Origin of the sequence: Streptomyces spiroverticillatus (assembly GCA_014650415.1) — a bacterium.
In the GTDB taxonomy this organism is placed as follows: Bacteria; Actinomycetota; Actinomycetes; order Streptomycetales; family Streptomycetaceae; genus Streptomyces; species Streptomyces spiroverticillatus.
In genome coordinates, this window is record BMUX01000020.1 from 20,009 (window position 1) to 44,117 (window position 24,109).

Here is a 24,109-nt window from a genome sequence, read left to right on the forward strand (position 1 = left end):
GCCAAGGGGCCTCAGTCGAACGTCAGCTCGCGGCTCGCGCCGCGCGGCGCGAAGAACCCGGCGACCGTCTCCGCCGAGACCTCCTCCAGCGTGGCGGGCGACCACTGCGGGTTGCGGTCCTTGTCGACGATCTGCGCGCGCACGCCCTCCACCATGTCCGGCCTGCGCAGCGCCACGCACGACACGCGGTACTCCTGCGCCAGGACCGCCTCCAGCGATCCCAGTCCACGCGCCCGCCGCACGGCCTCCAGCGTGACCTTCACCGAGGTCGGCGACTTCGCGAGGATCGTCTCGGCCGCCTCCTTCGCCTCGGGCTCCCCGCTGTCCGCGAGCCGCCGCACGATCTCCTCGACGGTTTCCGCCGCATAGCAGTGGTCGATCCACGTCCGCGCCCGCGCGAGCACCCCCGCCTCGGGTGCCGCCGCATGCCGTCGCACCGCCTCCGCCGCCGGTACGGTCGCCAGGTCGGCCCGCAGCGCTTCCAGCCGCTGCGACGGTACGAAGTGGTCGGCCAGCCCGCACAGCAGCGCGTCCGCCGCACCCACCGAGCCGCCCGTCAGGGCGAGATGCGTGCCCAGCTCGCCGGGCGCGCGCGACAGCAGGTACGTGCCGCCGACGTCCGGCACGAACCCGATGCCGGTCTCGGGCATGGCGACCCGCGAGCGCTCGGTCACCACCCGCACCCCGCCGTGCGCGCTCACGCCGACGCCGCCGCCCATCACGATGCCGTCCATGAACGCGACGTACGGCTTCGGGAAGCGGGCGATCCGCGCGTTCAGCCGGTACTCGTCCCACCAGAACCGCTCGGTGGCCGTCCCGTCGCCGTCGCGCGCGTCGTCGTGCATGGTCCGGATGTCTCCGCCCGCGCACAGACCGCGCTCGCCCGCGCCGGACAGGGCCACGGTGTCGATCGCGGGATCCTCGGCCCAGGCGGCGAGGGTCGACTCCAGGATGCGCACCATGGGGTGGGTGAGAGCGTTGAGGGCCCGGGGACGGTTGAGCACGAGATGCCCGGCCCGGCCCTCGACGTGGACGAGGACGGGGGCTTCGGTCTGCTGCTCGGTCATGCGTGCGCCTTTCGCGGGAAGGGGGGCAGGAGCAGGTCGCGGACGGTGCGCCAGGTCTGCGTGTCGGCGGCGGCGACCAGCCCACTGCGGTCGTCGTCCGGCCGGTACGCACAGGCGTCGTCCGGCCTGCGTACGGCACCCCCCGCCTCGGTGACCAGCAGCGCGCCGGGCGCGTGGTCCCAGGGGAGGGTGCGGTGATAGAGCAGAAAGTCCAGCTCACCGGAGGCGAGCCGCGGGTAGTCGATCCCGGCGCACTTGGTCCCGGCCGACAGCACGCCGAACCGCGAGGCGGTCGCCTCGACATGGGCCCGGGCCGCGGAATCCAGAAACCCGGTGAGCGCGACCCCACCCAGCTCGGCGGGGTCACCGGGGGCGGCACCACGCCTGAGCCGCCGCGCGCCGTCAGCCCCGCCCTTCGGCGCCTCAACACGCCACGCCCCCGCCCCCCGCTCCGCCACGTACGCGACCCCCGTCGCCGGTTGCAGGATCCAGGCGGCGACGGTCTCGCCCGCCTGTACCAGGGCCGCCATCACCGCGTAGTCGTCCCGGCCCGCGACGAAGTTCGGCGTGCCGTCCAGGGGGTCGACGAGCCAGGCGTACGGGGCGTCGCGCACGGCGTGCAGCAGGGCGGGGTTGCCGGCCGCGGCCTCCTCGCCGACCACCGGGACGTCCCGGACGGCACGCAGCCGCCGAGTGATCAGGGCCTCCGCCTCCCGGTCGGCCACGGTGACCACCTCGCCGGGTGTCTTCTCCGTGATCTCGCCCTCGGTGAGGGCCCGGTGGCGGGGCAGGATCGCCTCGGCGGCTGCCTCGCGCAGGATGTCGGTCACCTCGTCGATCCACATGATCGCCAGGCTAGCCGTACCCCGTGTGCGCACTCGCGTCAGTGCGCGTTCTCCGTCGGCCGCAGGTCGCGCGGCACCCACGCCCAGGCAATCGCCGCCGCAGCCAGCGTGAGCAGCGAGCCGATCAGGAAGGCCGGGGTGATGGCCGTGGTGTACGCCGCCGAGACGGCGTCCAGCAGCGAGCGGCCCGCCTCGCCGCCGAGGCCCTGCGCCACGTGCGCCGCCTCGCCGACCGAGCCCCGGACCGCGGCCGCCGCCGTCCCGTCCAGGTCGAGGGAGGGCAGGTTCGAGCGGTACAGCGCGGTGGCCAGGCTGCCCAGGATGGCGACGCCGAGCGCCGCGCCCAGTTCGTAACAGGTCTCCTCGACGGCGGCCGCACCGCCGACCTCGTGCGCCGGGGTGGCCGCCATCAGCGTCACCGAGGCGACCGTGGTCGCGATGCCGACGCCCATGCCGAGGACCGCCAGCGCGACGGCGACCGCCGGGTACCCGATCGGGGTGAACTGCTGCACGGTCCAGGGGAGGGCGAGCCCGATCGTCATGACGACGAGGCCGAAGCCCAGCACGTGCCGGATCGGGAAGCGGTGCATCAGCGACGGGGTCACCATCGAGGTGACGACCAGTCCGAGCGACGCGGGCAGCAGCCGGACGCCCGCCTCCAGCGGCGTGTAGCCCTCGCCGTACTGGAACCACTGCGTCACCAGGAAGAGCACCGCACCCATCCCGACCATGCCGAGGAAGATCGACACGGCGGCGATGGAGAAGGACCGGTTGGCGAAGAGGCGGACCTGGAGCAGCGGGCTCTCCAGCCGGAGCTGACGGCGTACGAAGACCGTCAGCGCGACGGCGGCGAGCACCAGGAGTGCCCACGGCAGCGGGTCCGCGAAGCCGCTCTTGCCGAGCTGCTTGATGCCGCCCGCGAGGGCGAGCATGCCGACGATCGACTGACCGACGCCCCACCAGTCCCACCGGCCACTGCGCGGCGAGTGCGACTCGGGCAGGAACCAGGCGCCCAGGGCGATGACGAGGGCCGCGACCGGCAGGTTCAGCAGGAACGCCGACTGCCAGCCGAAGTCCTCGACCAGCAGTCCGCCGACGACCGGGCCGAGCGCCATGCCGCCGCCGAAGACGGCCGCCCACACGGCGTACGCGAAGGCCCGCTCACGGGCGTCGGTGAAGACGTGCCGCAGGATCGACAGCGTGGACGGCATGATCGCCGCGCCGCCGATGCCGAGCAGCGCCCGCGCGCCGATCACATGCCACGCCTCGGTGGCGAACACCGCCAGCAGCGAGGCCAGCGCGAAGATCGCGAAGCCGGTCAGCAGCATCCGTTTGCGGCCGAACCGGTCGCCCAGCGCACCCGCCGTCACCAGCAGTCCGGACAGGGCGAGGGCGTAGATGTCGATGATCCAGAGCTGCTCGACCGACCCCGGCTGGAGGTCGGAGACCAGCGAGGGGAACGCCACGTTCAGGATCGTGGTGTCCATCGCGATCAGCAGCAGGCTGCCCGACAGGATCGCCAGGACGATCCAGCGCCGGGGGTCCAGCAGCGGGGCGGCGGCCTTGGCGTCGGGCCGGGTGGCGGCGGGGGAGGACATGGACACATCCGTTCCGGTTTGAGGGCTGCATTGCGAGACTGGCGAGCCTCGAATGAGACATCAGTGTCTCACACGAAAAGGCGTTGTCCCAGTCCCGGGCTGCGATCGACTTCCCCGCCCCCTGCTCGGCGCGAGGAAAAGGGCTGGTGGCGGGGCCTGCGGGAAGGCACCCTGACCGCATGCTGATCAGAGAAGCCACCGCCGACGACTGGGCCGCGATCTGGCCCTTCTTCCACAAGATCACCGCCGCCGGCGACACCTTCACCTTCCCGCTCGACCTCGACCACGAGACCGGCCGCGGCTGGTGGATGCTGAGCGCCCCGAACCGCACGGTCGTCGCCGTCGACGACGACGGCACCGTGCTCGGCACCGCCAAGATGAACAACAACCAGAACGGCAACGGCGCCCACATCGCCAGCGCCAGCTACATGGTCGACCCCGCCCACGGCGGCCGCGGCGTCGGCCGCGCCCTCGTCGAGCACACCCTCGACTGGGCCCGTTCCCAGGGCTTCCGCGGCATGCAGTTCAACGCCGTCGCCGCCTCCAACACCCACGCCGTCCGCCTCTACGAACGCCTCGGCTTCCGCATCATCGGTACGATCCCGGACGGCTTCCGGCACCCGGACCAGGGATACGTCGGCCTGCACGTCATGTACTGCCCGCTCTGACCCGGACGGCCTCCGGCACACGGGACCCGGCACCGGTCACCCGGCACCCGTCACCCGGCCCGGCATCCGGGGCCCGGCACCCGGAGGCTCGGGGTCCGGGTCAGCCTCCGGGGCTACACGGGCCCCCGGAGCGTCAGCCCGCAGTATGAGCCCGGTCCCACCCGCGAGCTGACGACCCCTCGCCGAACCGCACCTAGCGTCGAAGAAGACGCACGAGGGGCCTCCCGCCCCTCGCGGTACGGGTGAGGACGGACATGGCGACACTCAAGTACACGCTCAAGGAATTTCGCGGCCAGGCACGGCAGTTGCTGCTCACCGGTGCCGCCGTCGCCGTCGGCGTGGCCTTCCTCGTCCTCGCCGTCGGCGGCAGCGGCGCCCTGGTCGGCTCCTTCAGCCAGCTCGCCGCCGCCGAGGTCGGCCCCGCCGCCCTCCAGGTCACCCCCGAGGGGCGCGAAGCGGCGGTGCCGGACGACGCCGCCGCGAAGGCCGGCCGCGCCCCGGGCGTCGAGTCCGTCGCCGTCCGCCGCACCGGCCGTGCCACCGTCCTCACCCCGGCGGGCCGCCCCCTCGACGACGGCGCGGTCGCCCTCTCCCTCTCCGGCGACCCGGCCCTGCGCTGGCAGCTCGCCGACGGCGGGAAGTGGGCCACCGCCCCGGACGAGGTCATGCTCGACAGCGGCACCGCCGACCGCATCGGGCTGGCCCCCGGCGACCGGCTCGACCTGCTCACCGCCTCCGGAAAGCGCACCTCCGCCCTCCTCACCGGCACCCTCGACACCCGTACCGCCCCGAGCACGGCCGGGCAGCCCGTGCTCGGCGTCCCCGACGGCGCGATCTCCCGGTACGCCACCGGCCTGCGCACCACCCAGCTCGATCTGTCCGTCACGCCCGGCGCATCGCCGCAGACCGTCGCCGACGCCGTACGCGACGTACTGAACCCGGACGGTCTCCGCGTCCGCACCCACGACGCCTCGGTCCAGAACGCCACCCGCGAGAGCGGCACCATGTTCGCCTTCGTCCTGGTGGCCGCCCTGTGCTTCGTGCTCATCGCCATGGCCGTGGCCCGGATGGTCGTCAGCAACACCTTCTCCGTGGTGCTCTCCCAGCAGATCCGCCAGCTCGCCCTGCTGCGCTGCATCGGTGCCAGCCGCACCGAGGTGCGCCGGCACGTCCGCCGCCAGGGGCTTCTCCTCGGCATCACCGCCTCCCTCGTGGGCCTCGCCCTCGGCGCGGGCGCCGCCGCCCTCGGCACGCTGCTGCTCGGCGCCTTCGACCTCGGCCCGGTCACGGTCGACCTGATGCCCGCCTGGTACGTCTTCGCGCTCGGGCTCCTGTTCGGCGTGCTGCTCACCGTGCTCGCCGTGCGCGCACCCGCCAAGGCGGCGTCCGCAGTGCCGCCCATCGCCGCGCTCGGCGGCGCGCACACCGCGACCCCGGACAGCACCGGCAGTCGCCTCGTGCGCCACGTCCTGTCCGCGCTCCTGCTGGGCTCCGGCGTCCTGATGCTCCTCTACGGCGCCACCGCCACCGGGCCGATCGCCCTCTTCGGCGTCACCGTGGGCGCGATCCTCAGCTTCTTCGGCGTACTGCGCCTGGCCCGCTGGCTGCTGCCGCCCGTGGTGACCGTGCTGGCCCTGCCCGCCCGCCGCCTCTTCGGCACCACCGGCAAACTCGCCGCCCAGCAGCTCCACCGCAACCCCGGCCGCACCGGCTCCGCCGCCTCGGCGCTCCTGGTCGGCGTCACCGTGATGGTCGCCGCCGCCACCGTCGTCTCCACCACCGGCGGCTCCCTCGGCGACATGCTCGCCTCCCGCCAGCCCGGCGCGTTCGCCCTGGTCACCGACAAGAAGCAGGTCCCGCAGGAGGCGCTCGCCGCGATCGGCCGCGAGAAGGGACTGCGCGCGGCCCCGGTCCGTACCGCCACCTTCGACGTCGGCGGCCGCAAGACCGTCGTCGCCGCGGCCGACCCCGCGCTCCTCAACGACGCCGTGGAGGACATCGGCCGCGCCCGCTCCCTCGCGGACGGCGAGGCCCTGGCCCCCTTCACCCCCAAGGACGGCAAGGCCCCGGCAGGGCTGAAGATCGCGCCGGGCATGTCGACACTGCCGTACGCCGTCGCACCGGAGGCCAGTTACTTCGTCACCCCGCGCACCATGGACCGCATCGCCCCCAACGCCACCGTCACCTCCGCCTGGGTCGCGACGACCGGAGACCTCCCGCACGACGAGGCCCGCAAGCTCCTCGACAAGGCCCTCCTCGACCAGCCCACCGTCCGCGTCCAGGACAGTGCCGCGCAGGCCGAGTTCTTGAGCACGACGATGGACCGCCTGGTCCTGGTCGCCTCGGTGCTGCTCGCCTTCTCGATGGCCATCGCCGCCCTCGGCGTCGCCGCCACCCTGATGCTCGGCGTCGACGAACGCACCCGGGAGATCGGCATGCTCCGCGCGATCGGCCTCAGCGGCGACCAACTGCGCTCCATGCTCACCCTGGAGGCCGTCCTGCTCTCCCTGACCGGCGCGGTCGCGGGCACCGCGCTCGGCCTGGTCTACGGCTGGCTCGCGGGTCGGTCCGTCACCCAGTCCTACGGCTTCCAGCACACCCCGGCCCTGATGATCGTCGGGCTGCTGGGCGTCACCGTCCTGATCGGCCTGACCGCCGCGGTGCTCCCCGCCCGCCGGGTGCGCAGGATGCCGGTGGTGGACGCGCTGCACGCGGAGTGAGTACGCACGCGGGGTGCCCCGGACGCCGCACGACGTCCGGGGCACCCCGCCGTGTCACCGGTCAGCGCTTGTCGTGGCCGGCCTCGGGGGCCTGCCGACGGGCGGGCTCGGACCGCTCGGCGGTCTTGGGCGTGCGCCGCGCGAGCGGGGACGGGCCCGAGTCGGAGGAGCGGCGGACCTCGGCGCGGATCATGGCGTTCAGTGCGGCGTACGGGTCAAAAGGCATGGCTGTTTCGTCCTTTGCGGTACGGAGAGACCCCGCGCGCCCTCGTGGAGGGACGCGGGCTGGCGCGACGTACCGGCCGTGCGGGCTCCGGGCGGGAGCCGGTCGGGCCGGCGGCGGGCCTCTCAGCAGCGCAGCACCGCACACCGTGCCGCGTACGGCACGGGAGGGCGGACGGGGGAGGTGCGGAGCGGGACCACGGGCGGCGCGTGCACCGGTGGTGCCGGGGGACCGCCGCGCGGCCGGGCCTGCGAAGGCGCGGGCAGCTCGTGCACCCGGCGTACGCCGCCCAGTTGGAGCCGTAGTTCCGGATCGGCCGAGCCGTCCTGTGTGCCTTCGCTCTCGGCCGAGCCGGGCAGTGCGCCCGCCGACCGGGCCACGTCCCCCGAGGCGGAGCTCCCGGCACCCGGTTCCGCGCCCACCAGCAGCGCGAACACGGCGGTGAACGCCAGCAGCGCGGCGAGCACGCGCCGGAGCACCGTCCGTGGGGGGAGGGGCACGGAAGCCATGGGGCACAGGTTCCCCCGACGGGCGGGCGAATCGCCCGGTCTTGCCCCGTTTTACACCCATCGTGGTAGGTCGAACGGTCCAGCGGTGCAGGGCAGTCCCTGGCGGGTTCCCCTGCGCCGCCTGATGCGGAGGGTGACCTCGTCAATCGCGACGCCGCGTGCACCCTTTCGTGTTGCCGCTGTCCTATGCCTGGGCGGTAGGCAGGCCGACCCCTCCTGGGCCGATAGCTCTGTGTGACGTAAAGCCTACTTTTGGTTATTGGCAGGGTTCGTTCCGGAGGCGGGCCCGCGCGACACGGAAAGAGGTAGGCGCACATGAGGCGACGCATGGCGAAGGTGCTGGGCACGTGCCTGGCGGCGACGACACTGGCGCTCACGGTGGCGGGCCCCGCCTTCGCGGCCCGCGGATTCCTGTACATCGACGGTCAGGCGATCCGGGAGCCGAGCGGCTGCTACCAGCTCGGCGACTTCGTGCCGTCCACGGTCGGCAACCAGACGGACCAGGTCGTGGTGGTGTGGACGGGTTCCGGCTGCACCGGAAGCGTCGAATACGTCATCAACCCCGGTGGTTCGTACACCGGCGGCAGGAGCGTCTTCGTCTGACGCGCACACGACCGCGGGCCGTTGCCCCGCGCACGACCGTGGGCCGCCCCTGGCAAGGAGGGCGGCCCACGGGTGGGGGTGTCCGGCAGCCCGTGCGGGGGCTGCCGGACCGGTGGGGGGTCAGACGGGCGCGAGAGGCATCAGCACTCGCGCAGACCCGGCGCCGGGTCGACCGAGGTGTGCACGTCGACGGCGGGCATGTTGCCCCACTGGCCGTTGTCGAGCTGCGTCCAGTACCAGATGTTGTTGCCGCCGGCGTGGTTGTCGCCCCGGCCCCAGCACTGGAACCAGCTGAAGGTCGTGTTCATCTGCCCGCGCACCGCCGAGCCGTACGAACGGTGCTCGTACCCCTTGGCGCCCGCGTTGTTGCCGCAGTGCAGCCTGCCGTCGGAGCGCACCCCGCACTCGGCGGCGACGCCCTGCGGGGCGGCGGTCACGGGCGCGGCGGCCGCGGTGAGACCGGCGGTCAGCGCGGTGGCGGCGAGGGCGACGGCGAACTTCCTGGTGAGGTTCATGACTTGCTCCTGTTTCTGCGCATGGGGGGATGTGCAATTGGGGGGGATGTGCAGGTGGGGGGGCTACGGGCAGGTCGGCACGCCGTCCAGCCAGGCCGGTCCCTTGAGGTAGATGTTGGTGATCCACGACTTGTGGTCGGGCAGGTACGACCAGGCGTCGTTGGTGATGCCCTCGGCGGTCACCGACTGGGCGTGCTTCTGGCACTCGATGCGCACCGCCGTCGGCCCGGCGAACTTGTGCACGCGCGGGCTCGTCGTCGACGGCTCCGTGTGCGTCCACACGTCCGTGCCCCAGGTGCTGTGGCCGCCGCCCTGCCCGGGTTCGGCGTTGATGCGCACCGCGCCGAAGTAGTCGCCGCCCAGCCGGACGTCACTGACCATGATCTTGGTGCCGGACTCCTTGGCCTCGACCATCTTCCCGGCGCCCAGGTAGATCGCGATGTGGTGCACCTTGCGGGCGCTGCCCCAGACGACGAGATCGCCCGGCAGCAGCGGGTCCAGCCCCTGTGCGGCGTCGAAACGCGCGCTCACCCGCCCGGAGTTGTACTGGCTGTGCGCGTTGCCGTCGAGGACGTCCTGCCCGGCGGCCTGCGCGTATGCCCACCGCACGAAGCCCGAGCAGTCGAAGCCCTTGCGGTACGGGTCCTGGGAGCTGTCCGGGTCGGTCGGGTCGACCTGCCCGTACGTGGGTCCGGGCTGCGGCCCGTGCCCGCCGCCCCAGGAGTACCAGACGCCGAGCTGCGTGCAGGCGGCCCGGACCGCCTTCTCGGCGGCGGCGGACGCGCCGGGCGTCAGGACGTCGCAGGCCGCCGGCGCCGGTGCCGCGGCGCTCGCCTGAACGAGCGTCAGCGGGGTGGCGGCGAGGGCCAGTGCGGCGACGAGGGCTGCGGCGGCGGCCCGGGGCGGGTGCCGGGTGCGGTGGTGCATGGAGGGTCCCCGTTCGTGGTGCGTGAGGGTGTCGCCGGAGGTGTGCCCGGCCCTTTCGAGACTGGCCGTCCACCGGCGGGGCTGTCGAGACTCCTGGTGTCTCCCGATGCGTCAGGAAACGGGAAACGCCCAGGGAAACCAGGGGTTTCCACGGAGCGCGGGATCAGTCGTCCGGGCACCCGGCCAGTGCGCACACGGCCTTCTCCCGTCGGTTCGCCGAGGTGTCCCACAGCCGGACCGTGCCGTCGTTGCTGCTGCTGGCGAGCAGCCCCGTGCGCCGGTCGAAGGCGATGCCCCACACGGCCCCCTGGTGACCGGTGAGGGTGGCCGTCGGCAGGTGCCGGGCCGCGTCCCACAGGCGCACCGTGCCGTCACTGCCGCTGCTCGCCAGGGTGTGCCCACCGCCGGGTGCGAAGGCGACCGCGCGCACCGCTCCGCTGTGTCCGGTGAGCGCTGCGACAGTGACACCGCGCGCCAGGTCCCACAGGTGTACGACACCGTCGTTGCCGCCCGACGCCAGCACGTGCCCGTCCCCGTCGAAGGCCAGCGCGCGCACCGACCCGGTGTGCCCCTCCAGCACCGGTCCCGGCCGCCAGCCCGCAACGCCCCACAGCCGTACCGTCAGATCGTCCCCGCCACTGGCGAGCGTGCGCCCGTCCGGGGCGAACGCCACCGCGTTCGCGAAGTCCCGGTGCCCGGTCAGGACGGCGGCGGACCGCAGCGTCCGGGCGTCCCAGATCCGTACCGTACGATCCGCGCTCGCCGACGCCAGCCAGCGTCCGTCCGGCGACCACGCCAGCCCCAGCACCGAACCGGTGTGCCCGGAAAGAGACTTCAGGAGCCGCCTGGAGCGGGTGTCCCAGACCCGCACCGTGCGGTCCGCGCCCGCCGAGGCCAGCCGCCGCCCGTCCGGCGACCACACCACCTGGAACACCGATCCGGTGTGCCCGTCCAGCGAGCCCCGGGCCCGGTGCGCGCGGGCGTCCCACAGCTTCACCGTACGATCGGCGCTCGCCGACGCCAGCCACCGCCCGTCCGGCGAGAAAGCGGGCTGCCAGGACTCCGCGAACGGGCGTGTCGTCAGCGCCGCCCGCCCCAGGTCCCACAGCACCACCGTCCCGTCGAAGCCCGCCGTCGCCAGCTCGCCGCCGCTCCCGACGGCCACCCCCAGCACGTAATCGGTGTGCCCCGACAACGTCGCCACCGTGCGCCTGCTCGCCACGTCCCACAAGCGCGCACTTCCGTCACCGCCGGTGCTCACGACGGTCGTCCCGTCCCGGAAGTACGCCACCGCGTTCACGTCGTCGCTGTGCCCCACCAGCACCTGCCGCAGTTGCCGCTGCTGTACGTCCCACAGGCGCACGGTGCGATCCGCGCTCCCGGAGGCGACCTGCTCCCCGTCCGGCGACCAGGCCACCGCGAGCACCCCGTCACTGTGCCCCGCGAGCACCAGCCCCGGTGCAGGATTTGCCGCTTCCCACAGACGCACGGTCCGGTCCATGCCCGCCGACGCCACCCGCCGGGCATCCGGCGACCAGGCGACCGCCATCACCACGTCGGTGTGCCCGTGCCACGTCTGGCGCAGCGTGTACCGCCGTGCGTCCCACAGGCGTACGGTGCGATCCGCGCCGCCCGTCACCAGGGAGCGCCCGTCCGGTGCGAACGCCACCGCCCGCACCGCACCCCCGTGCCCGAGCAGCGTCCCGGCCCACTGGTGGTCCCGTAGGGTCCACAGCCGTACCGTCCCGTCGGCGCCCGCCGAGGCGAGCACCTTCCCGTCCGGGCTGAACGCCAGCCCCAGCACCTGCCCGCCGTGCCCGGTCAGCACGGCCAGGGACTGCCGGTGCCCGGCCCCGCCCCACAGGCGTACGGTGCCGTCGTTGCCTCCCGACGCCAGCGTCCGCCCGTCCGGGGCGAACGCCACCGCGTTCACCGGCCCGGTGTGCCCCTTCAGCCGCCCCGCGAAGGGCTGCGCCTGGGTGCTCAGCAGCGCGCCGCGCGCCTCCACGGTCGGGGCCGCGCGGTAGGCGCGCAGCGCCAGCCGCATCGCCTCCTCGGGGCGGCCGGCGGCGAGCGTCCCGGCGCGTACCGCCATGGCCTGCGACTGAGCCGTCAGCCTCTCCTGATAGGCGCGTTCGCGCTGCTCGTACGCCACTCTGCCCGCGCCCACCGCCAGCACCAGCAGCACCGCGAGCGTGGCGAGCAGCGCCCGGCGGGTGCGCACCCGGAGCCGCTCGGTGCGCTGCCTGGCCCGCTCCTCCGCCTGTCCGGCGGCAATGAACTCGGCCTCGGCGGGACCCAGTTCGATATGGGCGTCGCGCTGCTCGGCCCACCGGGCGAGCGTGCGCAGCCGGGAACCGCGGGGGAGGAGCGCCGGGTCGCGGTCGGCCCGTACCCACTCGGCCGCCGAAGCGGTGAGCTGCTGGCGCAGCAGCAGGCCCGCACGGTCGGCGTCGATCCAGTCCCGCAGGCGGGGCCAGGCCCGCAGCAGGGCCTCGTGGGTGATCTCCACGGAGTCCCGCCCCGCCGTGAGCAGCCGGGCCGCGACGAACGCGTCCAGCGCGGCCTGCGCGCCGTCCGGATCGGGCAGCCGGGCCAACAGCCGCTCCCGCCCGCTGCGCCGCCGCGACTCGCTGCCGTCGTCCCCGAGGTGCACGAGCCGCACCAACAGCCGCCGGGCCATCTCGCGTTCGCCGGGCAGCAGTCCGGTGAAAACCTCCTCCGCGCTCAGTGCGACGGCCCCCCGGATGCCGCCGGTCCGCTCGTACCCGGCGACGGTCAGGGTGCGCCCGGTGCGGTGCTGCCAGGTCATCCGCAGCGCATGCGCGAGCAGCGGCAGCGCACCGGGCGCGTCCGGCCCGCAGCCCGAAGTGCCGCCCGGCCCCAGGTCGCGCAGCAGCAACTCGACGAGCCCGGGCTCCAGCACCAGCCCCGCCCCGGCGGCGGGCAGCGCGACCGCCTCACGCAGCTCGCCCTCGGACATCGGCCCGAGCGCGAACAGACCGTGCGTGAACACCGGCACCAGGGCAGGCACTTCCAGACACCGCCCGGTGAAGTCGGCCCGCAGCCCGAGCACCACGACGGCCGGACCACCGGGCCCGGCGAGCGCGCACAGGGCGTCGACAAGGGCGAGCCGCTCCCGTACATCGGCACAGAGCGTGAACGCCTCCTCGAACTGGTCGACCAGGAGGACGAGTTGCCGCCCCTCCGTCCTGAGCGCGTCGGCGAGCCTCCCGGGCCGGTCGACCAGGGCATCCGGATCGACCGGCAGAGCGCCGACGACCTCCCCCACACACCGCAGCAACTCCCGCAACGGATGCGCCGTCGGGGTGCACAGCGCCACCGGCCACCCGCGCGACCCCGGCACCGGCAGCTCCCCGCGCCGCAACGCCGGCACCAGACCGGCCCGCAGCAGCGACGACTTCCCCGCACCCGAGGGTGCCGCCACCACGAGCGGCCCGGCCCCCGCACGCTCCGCCAGCTTGTCCAGCAGTGCGGCGGTGGCCCGCTCCCGCCCGAAGAACCACCGTGCGTCGCGTACGTCGAAGGAGGCGAGCCCGCGATACGGGCACTCACCGGCAACCCGGGCCTCGGGCGACTCGGGCGGTGCCTCGCGAGCCGTCGGAACCTCCGGCACGAGCCGCAGCAACGCGCCGCCCGCGCCCAGGACTTCGTCGCAGCGGCGTGCCACGTCGCAGGTGGGCGGCTTGCCGCCGGTCTCGATCTTGCTGAGGTAGCCCTTGCTGTAGTGGATCGACCGTGCCAGTGCGGTGAGCGACATCCCGCGCTCGCCCCGCAGGCGCCTCAACTCGGCCCCGAACGCGCCAGATTCATCGAGGGGGCGCGTGCCCCGTACCCCGTTCATGCCCGGCACCGTACAGGGCGGACATGGACATTTCAGTTGTCACCGGACATGTTCACCTGAACTTGCGAACGGCGGGGCGTTCTTCGCGTACGCGGCCCGGTCCTGCGCTTCTCTCTCAGGGATCATCGGTCGGATCCAGGTCCAGGTCGTCGGCGTACTCCTCGCCGAACTCGTCCCCCGAGGGCTGCGGAAGGTCGGGTTCCTCCTCGGCGAGCAGCTGGTCCAGGGACTCGCCGCGCCTGGCCTCCTCGGCGGTCGTGCCGAAGGACTCGGCGGGCGACCAGTGGTCCGGCGGATCGATGCCGGAGTCGAGGGGGTCGTAGTCGAGCCGGTCGGTGATCAGGGTGTCCTGGGCGTCCAGCACCCCGTCGTCCTCGGGGAGGTCGCCGTCGGTGTCGTACGTGTCGCTCATGCACTCACGCTGCCTCACCCGGACGGAGTACGCATCCCGGAGGTGCGGACCGGGCGGACCGGAACAAGAATCGAGATGAGCGGGAACACGACCACTGAAGGAGACGGCATGAGCGATCAGGGCCCCGACCCGTCCGAAGTGACCCCCGACAGCGTGCTGCACAGCGGCGGCAGCGACGACGCGACCCCCGAGGACCTGGTGCTGGCCTCGGGCCGCGACCTGACGCCGGAGAACCTGGAGTGGGCGCGCAAGCGGCTGGAGAAGGAGGGCCGCGCAGCGATCGAGAGCGAACTGCCCTGACCTCCCGCCGCCCGACATGCCTGTGCCCCGCCCGTTCCTGGTGACCGGGCGGGGCACAGTGCCGTTTCACCGTCCTGCGTACACCGCACTCACGAACGTCACCAACTGGTCCGCCGGAAGTGCGCGGGCGAGGTCGGCCTCGGTGACCATGCCGACCGGCGACCCGTTCTCCAGCACGAGCAGCCGCCGGATCCGGGCGTCACTCATGACCCGTACGGCCTCGTCGGCGTCCGCCGAGACATCGACGGACACGGGCGCCCCCTCGGCGAGGTCACCGGCCGTCTTCTTCGACGGGTCGTGCCCGGCCGCGATGCACTTCACGACGATGTCACGGTCGGTGACGATGCCGGTGAGGGCGCCGTCGCTGCCCTGGACGGGCAGGGCGCCGATGTGGTGCTCACGCATGAGCTGGGCGGCCCGGTCCAGGGTCTCGGTCGCCGGAATGGACCGGACGTCGGGGGTCATGAGGTCACGGACGGTGGTCATGCAAGCCTCCGGTTTCGATGAAGTTGAGCGCACCGTCATGCTCCGGCGAGCCCTGCGGAGGGGCGACCGCACACTGCCGTACGGGTGACGGGACGGGGGCGTGCCATCAGGGGCGCGAGGAACTGCGCGACCAGCCACGACGCACCCGCACGGAACCGAGACCACCACACCCCCGAACGCCCACCACTCAGCCCCGCGGGTACAGGTGAAGGGGCGGGGCCGGGGCGAAGCGCCGCAGGCAATCGGGGTGCCGCCCAACGGCACAGAGGAAGCCCCCACCGCAGCGAGCCGGTCTGCGAACCATGGACGGAGGCTCGGGGGACCACCAGGTGAGCCAGTCGAGGCGCCGAGCCCGGAGGCCGCAGCCCCGGGGCGATGCGGAGCCCGTCACTCCCACCGGACGGTGCACGGGCGGCCGATCATCCGCCCGTGACACCACCCCGCAACCCGGCCCACTCTCGTGCTCCCCGCATGGGTGCCCCCGCACGCCCTCCACAACGCCGGCGGCGGAGGAGGCGCGGGCGATGCGGGCCCGGTTGCTGTTCCTGCACCGCCCACCTTTCCCGCAGTTGCGCAAACCCGGCAACTCGCATCGCTCATGCGTCGTATCGTCGGCCCATGAACGGCAGTCGGCGCACACACGCAGACACAAACGCAGACCCGCATCAAGGCCCGGACGCGGGCCCGCACGAAGGCCCGTACGACAGCCCGCCGCCCACCCCGGGACTGACCACCGGCGACGTCGCCCGCCGCCTCGGCGTCGCCCCCACCACCCTGCGCTCCTGGGACCGCCGTTACGGCATCGGCCCCGCCGTCCGCGACGACGGCAGGCACCGCCGCTGGACCCCCGCCGACGTCGACCTGCTGGAGCGCATGTGCGCCCTGACCGCACGCGGCGTCCCCCCGGCCGAAGCGGCGCGGCTGGCCCGCGAGGCCACGGACGCCGCCGAGGGCACACCCGCACGACCGCACCCGCACCCCCCGCTCTTCTCCCCGCCCGACCCGCTGCCCGAGATCCCCACCCCCCGTCCGCCCTCCTCCGGCATCCCCGTCCGCACCGTCCGCGGCCTGCGCAACGCCGCCGTGCGGCTGGACTCCCCGCTCATCGACGGGCTGCTCACCTCGACCGTGAACTCCCACGGCCTCGTCGGTTCCTGGGAGGGCGCGATGGCGCCGGCCCTGCGCGCCATCGGCCGCACCTGGGCGACCTCCGGCGACGCGGCGGGCGAGCGGTACGTGGAGGCGGAGCACCTGCTGTCCTGGCACATCTCCACCGCCCTGCGCCGCAATGCCCCCGTGAAGAACCCCGGCGACGACGAGCAGCCGGTACTCCTGGCGTGCCTGCCCGGCGAGATGCACACCCTCGCCCTGGAGGCCCTCGCCGCGACACTGTCCGAACGGGGCGTTCCGGTAAGGATGTTCGGGGCGGCCGTACCGCTGCGCGCGCTCACGGAGGCCGTGCGCCGCACGGGCCCGCGCGCCGTCGTCCTGTGGTCCCAGACCCGCCCCACCGCAGACCGCGCCGTCCTCGGCCTGATCCGCTCCACGGCCCGCGGCATCCGGGGCGCCCGCACCCACCCGGCGGTGCTCGCCGCAGGCCCTGGCTGGTCGCGCACCGCCCCCAGCGAGGGCGTGCACCGGCCGTACAGCCTGGCGGACGCGCTGGAACTGGTCGAGTCGGCCTCGTACCACTGATCCCGAAACCCGGAATGCCCTCCCCTTCCACATTCCTGCAACACGTTCTACTGTGTGCGCCGCCGCCAGACCCCCGTGTGCCACCGTCCGCAAGACGCCTGGAGGGCCCGTGCACCTCGCCTACACCCCCGAACAGCAGCGGCTGCGCACCGAACTGCGCGCCTACTTCGCCGAGTTGGTCCCCGACGAGGCCCACGCCCACGCCCGCTACGGCGACCCCGCCGCCCAGAAGCGGTTCTACCGCGAGACCATCCGCCGCCTCGGTGCGGACGGCTGGCTCGGCGTCGGCTGGCCGAAGGAGTACGGCGGGCGCGGGCTGAGCCCCATGGAGCAGTACGTCTTCTTCGACGAGGCCGCCCAGGCAGGCGTCCCGCTGCCGCTGATGGCCCTCAACACCGTCGGGCCGACGATCATGCAGTACGGCACCGACGAGCAGAAGGCCTACTTCCTCCCCAGGATCCTCTCCGGCGAGCTCGACTTCGCCATCGGCTACAGCGAGCCCGACGCGGGCACCGACCTCGCCGCCCTCAAGACCCGAGCCGTCCGCGACGGAGACGAATACGTCGTGAACGGCCAGAAGATCTGGACCACCAACGGCGACACCGCCGACTGGGTCTGGCTCGCCGTGCGCACCGACCCGGACGCCCCGCCCCACAAGGGCATCACCATGCTCCTGGTCCCCACCAGCGACCCCGGCTACTCCTGCACCCTCATCAACACCCTCGCCTCGCACGACACCACCGCCAGCTACTACGAGAACATCCGCGTCCCCGTCTCCCGCCGCGTCGGCGAGGAGAACAAGGGCTGGCGGCTCATCACCAACCAGCTCAACCACGAACGCGTCACCCTCGCCGCCCACGGCACCATGGCCGTCCGCGCCCTGCACGACGTCCAGCGCTGGGCCATGGACACCAAGCTCTCCGACGGCCGCCGCGTCATCGACCTCACCTGGGTGCGCGGCCGCCTCGCCCGCACCCACACCAAACTCGACGCGATGAAGCTCCTCAACTGGAGAATGGTCAACGCCGTCCAGAACAACACCCTCACCCCCCAGGACGCCTCCGCCGTCAAGGTCTACGGCTCCGAGGCCCGCCGCGACGCCTACGGCTGGCTCATGGAGGTCGTCGGCGCGGCCGGCCCGCTGAAGGAGGGCTCCACCGGCGCCGTCCTGCACGGCGAGCTGGAACGCGGCTACCGCTCCGCTGTGATCTTCACCTTCGGCGGCGGCAACAACGAGATCCAGCGCGAGATCATTTCCTGGATCGGACTGGGGATGCCGAGGGTCCGGCGTTAGCGTGCAGGAATGACCTTCCCGCGGGCGGGCGCGCCCACCTTCACCGGAGCCGACCCCGGCCTCTTCGGGCCGTCCTCCGTCACCTGGCAGGTGCACGGCGACCCGATGATGTGGATCGCCGGGGTCCGCGCCCTCTACCTCCAGGCCCTGCACCCCGTCGCCGTACGCGGGGTGATGATCAACAGCACCTTCATGGAGGACGCCTGGGGGCGCCTCATGCGCACCGCGAACTTCGTCGGCACCGCCACCTACGGCACGACGGACGCCGCCGAGCGGGCCGGGGCGAGGGTCCGGAAGATCCACCGGCTGCTCGGCGTCGACGACCCCGAACTCCTGCTGTGGGTGCACTGTGCGGAGATCGACAGCTATCTGTCGGTCGCCCGCCGTTCCGGGCTGCCGATCAGCGACGCCCAGGCCGACCGTTACGTCGACGAACACCGCGAGAGCGCCCGTCTGGTCGGCCTCGATCCGGCCGAAGTGCCGTCCGGTACGGCCGAGTTGGCGGCCTACTTCGCAGCCGTGCGGCCCGTGCTGGAGGGCGGCGAGGACGCCCGTACCGTGGACGCCTTCCTGCGCAGACCGCCGGTGCACCCCGGCCTCGTACCGGCGCGCGAGCTGGTCTGGCGGCGGGTCGCGTCCCTCGCGTACACCTCGCTGCCGCCGTTCGCGCACGCGCTGTACGGCAGGCCGGGCCCCGCCCCACGCGTGGCGGACCGTCAACTCCGTGCCACCGGGAACATCCTGCGCGCGATTCCCTCCCAGCTCCGCTGGCAGCTCCCACCAGGTCACATCTTGAAGGCAGTTGCCCGCCTGGGACCCGGCAGCCGTCCCGCCCCGTACAAACTGAAGCGGCAGGCGGCCATACTGGACGGGCCGGGGAGGGCGCAGCGGAATGACGGGGGCGACAGTACGAGATGGCGGACACCAGGCTGATCCAGGGCCGGTACCGGCTGCTCGACCTGATCGGGCGCGGGGGCATGGGCGAGGTGTGGCGTGCCCGCGACGAATCGCTCGGACGGCGGGTCGCGGTCAAGTGCCTCAAGCCCATCGGCACCTCGCACGACCAGCAGATCTCCGGCGTGCTCCGGGAGCGCTTCCGGCGTGAGGCCCGGGTGGCGGCGGCCCTCCAGCACCGGGGCGTCACCGTCGTACACGACTTCGGTGAGTACGAGGGCGTGCTGTACCTGGTGATGGAACTGCTGGAGGGGCGCAACCTCAGCCAGCTCCTGGAGGACAACAAGCAGCACCCGCTGCCCGTGAGCGACGTCGTCGACATCGCCGAACAGGTCGCCTGGGCGCTCGCGTACACGCACGAACAGGGCATCGTGCACCGCGACCTGAAGCCCGCCAACATCATGCGGCTCGCCGACGGCACCGTGAAGATCTGCGACTTCGGCATAGCGCGCCTGGGCCACGACATCGGCTTCACCTCCCGCCTCACCGGCACCGGCATCGCCATGGGCACCCCGCACTACATGTCGCCCGAGCAGATCAGCGGGGTCAACGTCGACCACCGCAGCGACCTGTACTCGCTGGGCTGCGTCTTGTACGAGATCGCCACGGGTGTGCCTCCCTTTGATCTGGACGACGCGTGGGCGGTGCTCGTCGGGCACCGCGACACCGCGCCCGAACCGCCGCGCAGCCACCGCGAGGAGCTGCCCGAGTTCTTCGACCGGATAGTGCTCGACCTGCTCGCCAAGACCCCCGAGGAGCGGCCCGCCGACGCCAAGGACCTCGGGCGGCGGCTCACCGACGGGCGCACCGGACCCGGCGGCATCGCCCTCGTCGGACACCCGGCCACCGTGCTCGCCGCCGCGCCCGAACTGCGGCCGCCCGCCAAGCAGCCGCCGAACCGGGCGCCCCGGCTGCCGTCCTGGACCCGCGGCATGACCACCGGCACCAAGGCGGGCGGCACCGGCACGCTCACCCCGGCGCACGGCGACCCGGCCGCCGGGCTGACGGGGGAGTGGACCAGCGGCGGCAGCCTGCGCGCCGCCCCCGTCCCGCCGCCCCGCTCGGAACGGCCCACTCCGCCGCCCGAGGTGCTGGAGGTCCTGGACAACCGGCACAACGCGGGCCTCAGCCTGGGCCGCCTCGGCCGCTGGGAGGAGGCGGGCGAGGTGCACCGGTCGGTCGCCGCCGAACGCGAGCACGCGCTCGGACCCGACCACCCCGACACCCTGGCCAGCCACTACGAGGTCGGCTTCACGCTCAGCCGCACCGGGCGGGCGGCGGACGCGCTGCGGGAGTTCACCAAGGTCACCGAGGGGCGCACGCGGACTATGGGCGCCGAGCACCCGGAGACCCTCGCCGCCCGGCAGGAGACGGCGTACGTACTGGGGCAGCTCGGCCGGCACTTCGACGCGCACCAGGTGTACTCGTCGGTGCTCGCGGCCCGGGAGCGGACCATGGGCCCCGATCATGTCGACACCTTGAGATGTCGACACAACCTGGCCTTCAACCTCAGTCGGCTGGGCCGCCTGGAGGACTCGTACCGGATGGCGCGCGACGTCGCGGCCGCGCGGGCGAGGGTGCTGGGGGCGACCCACCCGGACACGCTGGTCACGCGGTACGAGGTGGCGTACGCGCTCGGGCAGCTCGGCCGGTGGACGGAGGCGTTGCAGACGTACCGGGAGGTCGCGACCGCGCGGGCGCAGGCGCTCGGGGCCGACCATCCGGACACCCTGTCGGCGCGGTACGAGGTCGGGATCTGCCTGGGACGGCTGGGGCGCAGCGCGGAGGCGCTGGAGCTGTACCGGGACCTGGTGGACGACCGGACGCGGACCGGCGGGCCGGCGGACACGGAGACCCTGCGGGCGCGGCACGGGCTCGGGGTCAACCTCGGGCGGCTGGCGCGCTGGGAGGAGGCGCTCGCCGAGGCACGGGACGTGTGCGCGATCCGGGAGCGGGTGCTGGGGCCCGACCACCCCGACACGCTGGTCTCGCGGCGCGAGGTGGCCGTGGGGCTCGGATGGCTCGGGCGGTGGGCGGACGCGCTGGCCGTGTACCGGGAGGTGGCGAGGTCGCGGGAGCGGGTGCTGGGGGCGGACCATCCGGACGCCCTGGCCAGCCGGAACGACGAGGCGCAGTGCCTGGAGCAGTTGGGGCGGGGCGCGGAGGCGGCGGAGATCTACCGTCGGGTGGCGGCGCTCAGGAGGGGCCGGGGCTAGCCTCCCCCGGCAGAAGCCCGGCCCCTCCGGCTACCAGGTCGGGGTCGGGACCACTGTCAGGAGGGCGGAGACGGCCACCACGCCGACCAGGATCACGACCTCCGCCCTTGCGGCCTTCGCCGCGCCGTCCGGGTCCACGCGGCGGTGCGCCGACTGCTTGCGGTGCAGGCGGGAACGGGCGATCAGGGCCAGCACGCTGACGATGGCGAAGAGCGCCAGCTTGACCAGCAGGGTGCGGCCGTACGCCGTGACGAAGATGTTCTCCAGGGGCAGGCGGCGCAGCGTGCTGAAGGTGCCGGTGACCGCGAGGGCCACATAGAGGAAGGCCGCCATGCGGGCGTAGCGGGCGAGGAGGCGGCGGCCCGCCCCCGGTTCGGCGTCCGGGCGGGAGCGCCACTGGTGCATCGCGCGCAGGGCGTAGACCAGTCCGCCCGTCCACAGCGCCGAGGCCGTCAGGTGGATGGTGGTGAGGAGGATGCCGATCTCGGGGGTGTCCTGCTCGGGGTGCGCGCGCACCGCCTCGGAGAAGATGACCGCCGCGAGCGGCAGCAGGGCCCAGGTCGGCTTCTTGAAGAGCCAGGTGCACGCGGCCGCCGCCAGGAACGCGTTCGCCTGCAGGAGGAGCATCCCGCCGGGTTCGGTCGCGTACGTCTCGGTGAACGTCAGCCCGCTGTAGTCGGCCATCTGGACGATCTGGCCGAACGAGGCCGCCGCCCCGGCCAGCGACAGCGCGATCCCCCACATGGGTGGCCGGACCTCCGGAGCACCCGGCACCGTGCGCGCCAGCCGGTGGCCGACGATCTCGCCGACGTGCAGGAAGAGGGCGGCCAGGAACACCGAACGCAGCAGCGTCGTCGTCCCGGCGCCGGGTATGTGCAGCTCGCCCGTGTCGCGGGACACGATGCCCATGCCCAGCAGGGCGACGACGATCAGGACGGCGACGGCCGCCGCCGGCGTCGCGAACGCCCGTGCGCGCCGACGCCAGTCGTCGGGCGCGGGTGCGTCCAGGGGTATGCCCAGGGGGCGGTCGTCGCGGGTCGGGGTGGGAGGCTCCGGGTAGGTCACCTCCTGATTTTCCCTATACGGACGAGGTGGCACAAAGCGACCCCCCTCCCGGTCGTCCTCCTCCGGTCTGTACTCCTGCCGCTCCACGGCCATCTGCGTCATCGCCCCCTGTCGCACCTGTGACGCACCGCATAGGGTCCGGCCATGTCGATGCCCCGGCCGATGCCCTCACCGCTGCGTTCCTCGTACGACGTCGTGATCGTCGGTGGCGGTCACAACGGACTCGTCGCCGCCGCCTACCTCGCCCGCGCCGGTCGCTCGGTGCTCCTGCTGGAGCGCCTCGGCGCCACCGGCGGCGCGGCCGTGTCCGCCCGTCCCTTTCCCGGCACGGACGCCCGGCTCTCGCGCTACTCGTATCTCGTGTCTCTCCTCCCCGCAGCCATTGTGCGCGACCTCGGACTCTCGTTCGACGTCCGGAAGCGGACAATCTCCTCGTACACCCCCAAGGGAGACGGCGGACTGCTGGTCGGCGGTTCCGGCACGCGGGCCTCGTTCGCGGAACTCACCGGGGGAGAGCAGGAGTTCCGCGCCTGGGAGGAGTTCTACGGAAGGCTGCGCGGGGTCGCCGAACGCGTCTTCCCGACCTTCACCGAACCCCTGCCCACCCGCGACGAACTGCGCCGCCGCATCGACGACCCGGTGGCCTGGCGCACGCTCTTCGAGGAGCCGGTCGGCGTCGCCATCGAGGAGAACTTCGCACACGACCTGGTGCGGGGCGTGGTCCTCACCGACGCCCTGATCGGTACGTTCGCCGACGCGCACGACCCCTCACTCGTCCAGAACCGCTGCTTCCTCTACCACGTCGTCGGCGGCGGAACCGGCGACTGGGACGTCCCCGTCGGCGGCATGGGCGCCCTCACCGACGCCCTCGCCGACGCCGCCCGTACCGCAGGCGCCACCCTCGTCACCGGGCACGAGGGCACCCGCGTCGAGACCGACGGGGTCCGCGCGGAGGTCTCGTACCGTACGAGCGAGGGCGCGACCGGGACCGTCGACGCCCGCCATGTGCTGGTCAACGCGGCACCGCACCACCTCGGCCGCCTGCTGGGCGAAGGGGATGCTCCCTTCGCGCCGCCTCCCGAGGGCGCCCAGTTCAAGGTCAACATGCTGCTGAAGCGGCTGCCGAAGCTCCGGGACTCCTCCGTCGACCCGCGCGACGCCTTCTCCGGCACCTTCCACGTGGGGGAGGGGTACGAGGAACTCCGCGAGGCGTACACGCAGGCGGCCGGCGGGCGGCTGCCGACCGCACCGCCCTCGGAGATCTACTGCCACTCCCTGACCGACCCCTCGATCCTCGGCCCGGAACTGGTCGCGAGCGGCCACCACACCCTCACCCTCTTCGGCCTGCACACCCCCGCCCGCCTCTTCGCCGCCGACAACGACACCGCCCGCACCGCACTCCTGCGCACCACCCTCGCCCGCCTCGACGCCCACCTCGCCGAACCGGTCGCCGACTGCCTGGCCGCGGACGCGGACGGCAACCCCTGCATCGAGGCCAAGACCCCCCTCGACCTGGAGCGCGACCTGTGGATGCCGGGCGGGCACATCTTCCACGGCGACCTGACCTTCCCCCACTCCGCCGGACCCGGCGACCGGTGGGGAGTGGCCACCGCGCACCCCAACGTGCTGATGTGCGGGGCGGGTTCGGTGCGAGGCGGAGGCGTCAGCGGGATCGGAGGGCACAACGCGGCGATGGCGGTCCTGGGGCGGTAGCGGAGGGGTGCGGTCCGCGGACGGGGGGCGGGGTTCGGGGGCAGGATGGCCGCATGTCGAAACTGAGCAAGCGCTGTGACCGCACCTCCGCCAACTCGGCCTTCTCGCTGTACTCCCAGGACTCCCTGCTGTCGATCGGCTCGGCGGGCTCGGTGCTGTCGATCGGGTCGGTCGGCTCCGTGCTGTCCGTGGGGTCGGTAGGGTCCGCGCTGTCGGTCGGCTCGATCGGCTCCGCGCTGTCGAAGGTGTCCTTCGGATCGGTGATGAGCACGGGGTCGCTCTTCTCCGCGCAGTCCGCGTGGTCGGCGTTCTCCCTGCGGTCCCGCTACAGCCTGCGCGCGATCGGCGCAGACGGTCCCGGGCCCGCCGGAGTGGCGGTCGCCGCGGCGGCGGGGACAGCGGCATTGCTGCTTCTGCGCCACCGCCGCGGCTGA

General features: G+C 73.4%; 21 protein-coding genes. 10 read left to right on the plus strand and 11 right to left on the minus strand.

Going from position 1 to position 24,109, the window contains the following annotated elements:
* Positions 1-11: 11 nt before the first annotated feature.
* Genes IE269_RS36025 through IE269_RS36035 form a run of 3 tightly spaced genes read right to left on the minus strand, consistent with a single transcriptional unit; the run spans position 12 to position 3,510 of the window.
* Positions 12-1,067, minus strand: coding sequence for an enoyl-CoA hydratase/isomerase family protein (locus IE269_RS36025; RefSeq protein ID WP_189827508.1), 1,056 nt, complete (start codon positions 1,065-1,067; stop codon positions 12-14).
* Positions 1,064-1,912 (minus strand): inositol monophosphatase family protein, encoded by an 849-nt coding sequence (locus IE269_RS36030; protein WP_189827509.1) that lies wholly within the window; start codon positions 1,910-1,912, stop codon positions 1,064-1,066. The genes IE269_RS36025 and IE269_RS36030 overlap by 4 nt, the downstream gene beginning before the upstream one ends.
* 38 nt (positions 1,913-1,950) lie before the next feature.
* Positions 1,951-3,510 (minus strand): MFS transporter, encoded by a 1,560-nt coding sequence (locus tag IE269_RS36035; RefSeq protein ID WP_189827510.1) that lies wholly within the window; start codon positions 3,508-3,510, stop codon positions 1,951-1,953.
* Positions 3,511-3,689: 179 nt separating this feature from the next.
* Here IE269_RS36035 and IE269_RS36040 point away from each other — a divergent pair, with 179 nt between their 5' ends.
* Both IE269_RS36040 and IE269_RS36045 read left to right on the plus strand, forming a co-directional pair.
* A complete protein-coding gene (locus IE269_RS36040) occupies positions 3,690-4,178 on the plus strand; it encodes a GNAT family N-acetyltransferase (RefSeq protein ID WP_189827511.1) in 489 nt (162 codons plus the stop codon).
* A gap of 254 nt (positions 4,179-4,432) precedes the next feature.
* Positions 4,433-6,898, plus strand: a complete 2,466-nt coding sequence (locus tag IE269_RS36045) for an ABC transporter permease (RefSeq protein ID WP_189827512.1) — start codon at positions 4,433-4,435, stop codon at positions 6,896-6,898.
* A gap of 61 nt (positions 6,899-6,959) precedes the next feature.
* Here IE269_RS36045 and IE269_RS36050 read toward each other — a convergent pair whose 3' ends face one another.
* On the minus strand, positions 6,960-7,124 hold the full coding sequence (locus IE269_RS36050) for a hypothetical protein (protein ID WP_189827513.1): 165 nt from the start codon (positions 7,122-7,124) through the stop codon (positions 6,960-6,962).
* A gap of 122 nt (positions 7,125-7,246) precedes the next feature.
* Complete coding sequence (locus IE269_RS36055) at positions 7,247-7,630, minus strand: hypothetical protein (protein WP_189827514.1); 384 nt, start codon at positions 7,628-7,630, stop codon at positions 7,247-7,249.
* Positions 7,631-7,945: 315 nt separating this feature from the next.
* Here IE269_RS36055 and IE269_RS36060 point away from each other — a divergent pair, with 315 nt between their 5' ends.
* Positions 7,946-8,233 carry a hypothetical protein gene (locus IE269_RS36060; RefSeq protein ID WP_189827515.1) on the plus strand — a complete coding sequence of 96 codons (288 nt, stop codon included), beginning with the start codon at positions 7,946-7,948 and terminating at the stop codon, positions 8,231-8,233.
* 140 nt (positions 8,234-8,373) lie between these two features.
* Here the strand turns inward: IE269_RS36060 and IE269_RS36065 are convergent, their stop codons facing one another.
* From IE269_RS36065 to IE269_RS36080, 4 genes are all read right to left on the minus strand, one after another.
* Positions 8,374-8,748 carry a hypothetical protein gene (locus IE269_RS36065; RefSeq protein ID WP_189827516.1) on the minus strand — a complete coding sequence of 125 codons (375 nt, stop codon included), beginning with the start codon at positions 8,746-8,748 and terminating at the stop codon, positions 8,374-8,376.
* Positions 8,749-8,811: 63 nt separating this feature from the next.
* The gene (locus IE269_RS36070) at positions 8,812-9,675 is read right to left on the minus strand and encodes a C40 family peptidase (protein ID WP_189827517.1); all 864 of its coding nucleotides are present in this window, start codon (positions 9,673-9,675) and stop codon (positions 8,812-8,814) included.
* 163 nt (positions 9,676-9,838) lie between these two features.
* On the minus strand, positions 9,839-13,540 hold the full coding sequence (locus IE269_RS36075) for an nSTAND1 domain-containing NTPase (RefSeq protein WP_189827518.1): 3,702 nt from the start codon (positions 13,538-13,540) through the stop codon (positions 9,839-9,841).
* A 115-nt stretch (positions 13,541-13,655) separates the two neighbouring features.
* The gene (locus tag IE269_RS36080) at positions 13,656-13,952 is read right to left on the minus strand and encodes a hypothetical protein (RefSeq protein ID WP_189827519.1); all 297 of its coding nucleotides are present in this window, start codon (positions 13,950-13,952) and stop codon (positions 13,656-13,658) included.
* Between the two features lie 108 nt (positions 13,953-14,060).
* On the opposite strand from IE269_RS36080, the gene IE269_RS36085 reads away from it, so the two are divergent.
* Complete coding sequence (locus tag IE269_RS36085) at positions 14,061-14,252, plus strand: hypothetical protein (RefSeq protein WP_189827520.1); 192 nt, start codon at positions 14,061-14,063, stop codon at positions 14,250-14,252.
* 66 nt (positions 14,253-14,318) lie between these two features.
* Here IE269_RS36085 and IE269_RS36090 read toward each other — a convergent pair whose 3' ends face one another.
* A complete protein-coding gene (locus IE269_RS36090; protein ID WP_189827521.1) occupies positions 14,319-14,738 on the minus strand; it encodes a CBS domain-containing protein in 420 nt (139 codons plus the stop codon).
* Positions 14,739-15,356: 618 nt separating this feature from the next.
* Here IE269_RS36090 and IE269_RS36095 point away from each other — a divergent pair.
* The 4 genes from IE269_RS36095 to IE269_RS36110 all read left to right on the plus strand — a co-directional run bounded on the left by IE269_RS36095 (position 15,357) and on the right by IE269_RS36110 (position 20,897).
* A complete protein-coding gene (locus tag IE269_RS36095) occupies positions 15,357-16,433 on the plus strand; it encodes a MerR family transcriptional regulator (RefSeq protein ID WP_189827522.1) in 1,077 nt (358 codons plus the stop codon).
* 109 nt (positions 16,434-16,542) lie between these two features.
* Entirely contained in the window at positions 16,543-17,727 is a 1,185-nt protein-coding gene (locus IE269_RS36100; protein WP_189827523.1) for an acyl-CoA dehydrogenase family protein, read from the plus strand.
* A gap of 9 nt (positions 17,728-17,736) precedes the next feature.
* Positions 17,737-18,660 (plus strand): oxygenase MpaB family protein, encoded by a 924-nt coding sequence (locus tag IE269_RS36105; protein ID WP_189827524.1) that lies wholly within the window; start codon positions 17,737-17,739, stop codon positions 18,658-18,660.
* Entirely contained in the window at positions 18,642-20,897 is a 2,256-nt protein-coding gene (locus IE269_RS36110; protein ID WP_189827525.1) for a serine/threonine-protein kinase, read from the plus strand. Before IE269_RS36105 ends, IE269_RS36110 begins: the two co-directional genes overlap by 19 nt.
* Before the next feature lie 30 nt (positions 20,898-20,927).
* Here the strand turns inward: IE269_RS36110 and IE269_RS36115 are convergent, their stop codons facing one another.
* Positions 20,928-21,962: a copper resistance D family protein gene (locus IE269_RS36115; protein WP_229898478.1), complete on the minus strand. Its 1,035-nt coding sequence runs from the start codon at positions 21,960-21,962 to the stop codon at positions 20,928-20,930.
* A 144-nt stretch (positions 21,963-22,106) separates the two neighbouring features.
* Between IE269_RS36115 and IE269_RS36120 the strand changes: the two genes are divergently transcribed.
* A complete protein-coding gene (locus tag IE269_RS36120) occupies positions 22,107-23,675 on the plus strand; it encodes a phytoene desaturase family protein (RefSeq protein ID WP_229898479.1) in 1,569 nt (522 codons plus the stop codon).
* 53 nt (positions 23,676-23,728) lie between these two features.
* Positions 23,729-24,109, plus strand: a complete 381-nt coding sequence (locus IE269_RS36125; RefSeq protein WP_189827526.1) for a hypothetical protein — start codon at positions 23,729-23,731, stop codon at positions 24,107-24,109.

Bases quoted from the DNA above. Each gene is read 5' to 3' on its own strand.
- IE269_RS36075 (WP_189827518.1), bottom strand. From the start codon at position 13,540: ATGAACGGGGTACGGGGCACGCGCCCCCTCGATGAATCTGGCGCGTTC.
- IE269_RS36105 (WP_189827524.1), top strand. From the start codon at position 17,737: ATGACCTTCCCGCGGGCGGGCGCGCCCACCTTCACCGGAGCCGACCCC.
- IE269_RS36110 (WP_189827525.1), top strand. From the start codon at position 18,642: ATGGCGGACACCAGGCTGATCCAGGGCCGGTACCGGCTGCTCGACCTG.
- IE269_RS36090 (WP_189827521.1), bottom strand. From the start codon at position 14,738: ATGACCACCGTCCGTGACCTCATGACCCCCGACGTCCGGTCCATTCCG.
- IE269_RS36085 (WP_189827520.1), top strand. From the start codon at position 14,061: ATGAGCGATCAGGGCCCCGACCCGTCCGAAGTGACCCCCGACAGCGTG.
- IE269_RS36125 (WP_189827526.1), top strand. From the start codon at position 23,729: ATGTCGAAACTGAGCAAGCGCTGTGACCGCACCTCCGCCAACTCGGCC.
- IE269_RS36095 (WP_189827522.1), top strand. From the start codon at position 15,357: ATGAACGGCAGTCGGCGCACACACGCAGACACAAACGCAGACCCGCAT.
- IE269_RS36060 (WP_189827515.1), top strand. From the start codon at position 7,946: ATGAGGCGACGCATGGCGAAGGTGCTGGGCACGTGCCTGGCGGCGACG.
- IE269_RS36040 (WP_189827511.1), top strand. From the start codon at position 3,690: ATGCTGATCAGAGAAGCCACCGCCGACGACTGGGCCGCGATCTGGCCC.
- IE269_RS36030 (WP_189827509.1), bottom strand. From the start codon at position 1,912: ATGTGGATCGACGAGGTGACCGACATCCTGCGCGAGGCAGCCGCCGAG.
- IE269_RS36065 (WP_189827516.1), bottom strand. From the start codon at position 8,748: ATGAACCTCACCAGGAAGTTCGCCGTCGCCCTCGCCGCCACCGCGCTG.
- IE269_RS36035 (WP_189827510.1), bottom strand. From the start codon at position 3,510: ATGTCCTCCCCCGCCGCCACCCGGCCCGACGCCAAGGCCGCCGCCCCG.
- IE269_RS36025 (WP_189827508.1), bottom strand. From the start codon at position 1,067: ATGACCGAGCAGCAGACCGAAGCCCCCGTCCTCGTCCACGTCGAGGGC.
- IE269_RS36045 (WP_189827512.1), top strand. From the start codon at position 4,433: ATGGCGACACTCAAGTACACGCTCAAGGAATTTCGCGGCCAGGCACGG.
- IE269_RS36070 (WP_189827517.1), bottom strand. From the start codon at position 9,675: ATGCACCACCGCACCCGGCACCCGCCCCGGGCCGCCGCCGCAGCCCTC.
- IE269_RS36120 (WP_229898479.1), top strand. From the start codon at position 22,107: ATGTCGATGCCCCGGCCGATGCCCTCACCGCTGCGTTCCTCGTACGAC.
- IE269_RS36080 (WP_189827519.1), bottom strand. From the start codon at position 13,952: ATGAGCGACACGTACGACACCGACGGCGACCTCCCCGAGGACGACGGG.
- IE269_RS36055 (WP_189827514.1), bottom strand. From the start codon at position 7,630: ATGGCTTCCGTGCCCCTCCCCCCACGGACGGTGCTCCGGCGCGTGCTC.
- IE269_RS36050 (WP_189827513.1), bottom strand. From the start codon at position 7,124: ATGCCTTTTGACCCGTACGCCGCACTGAACGCCATGATCCGCGCCGAG.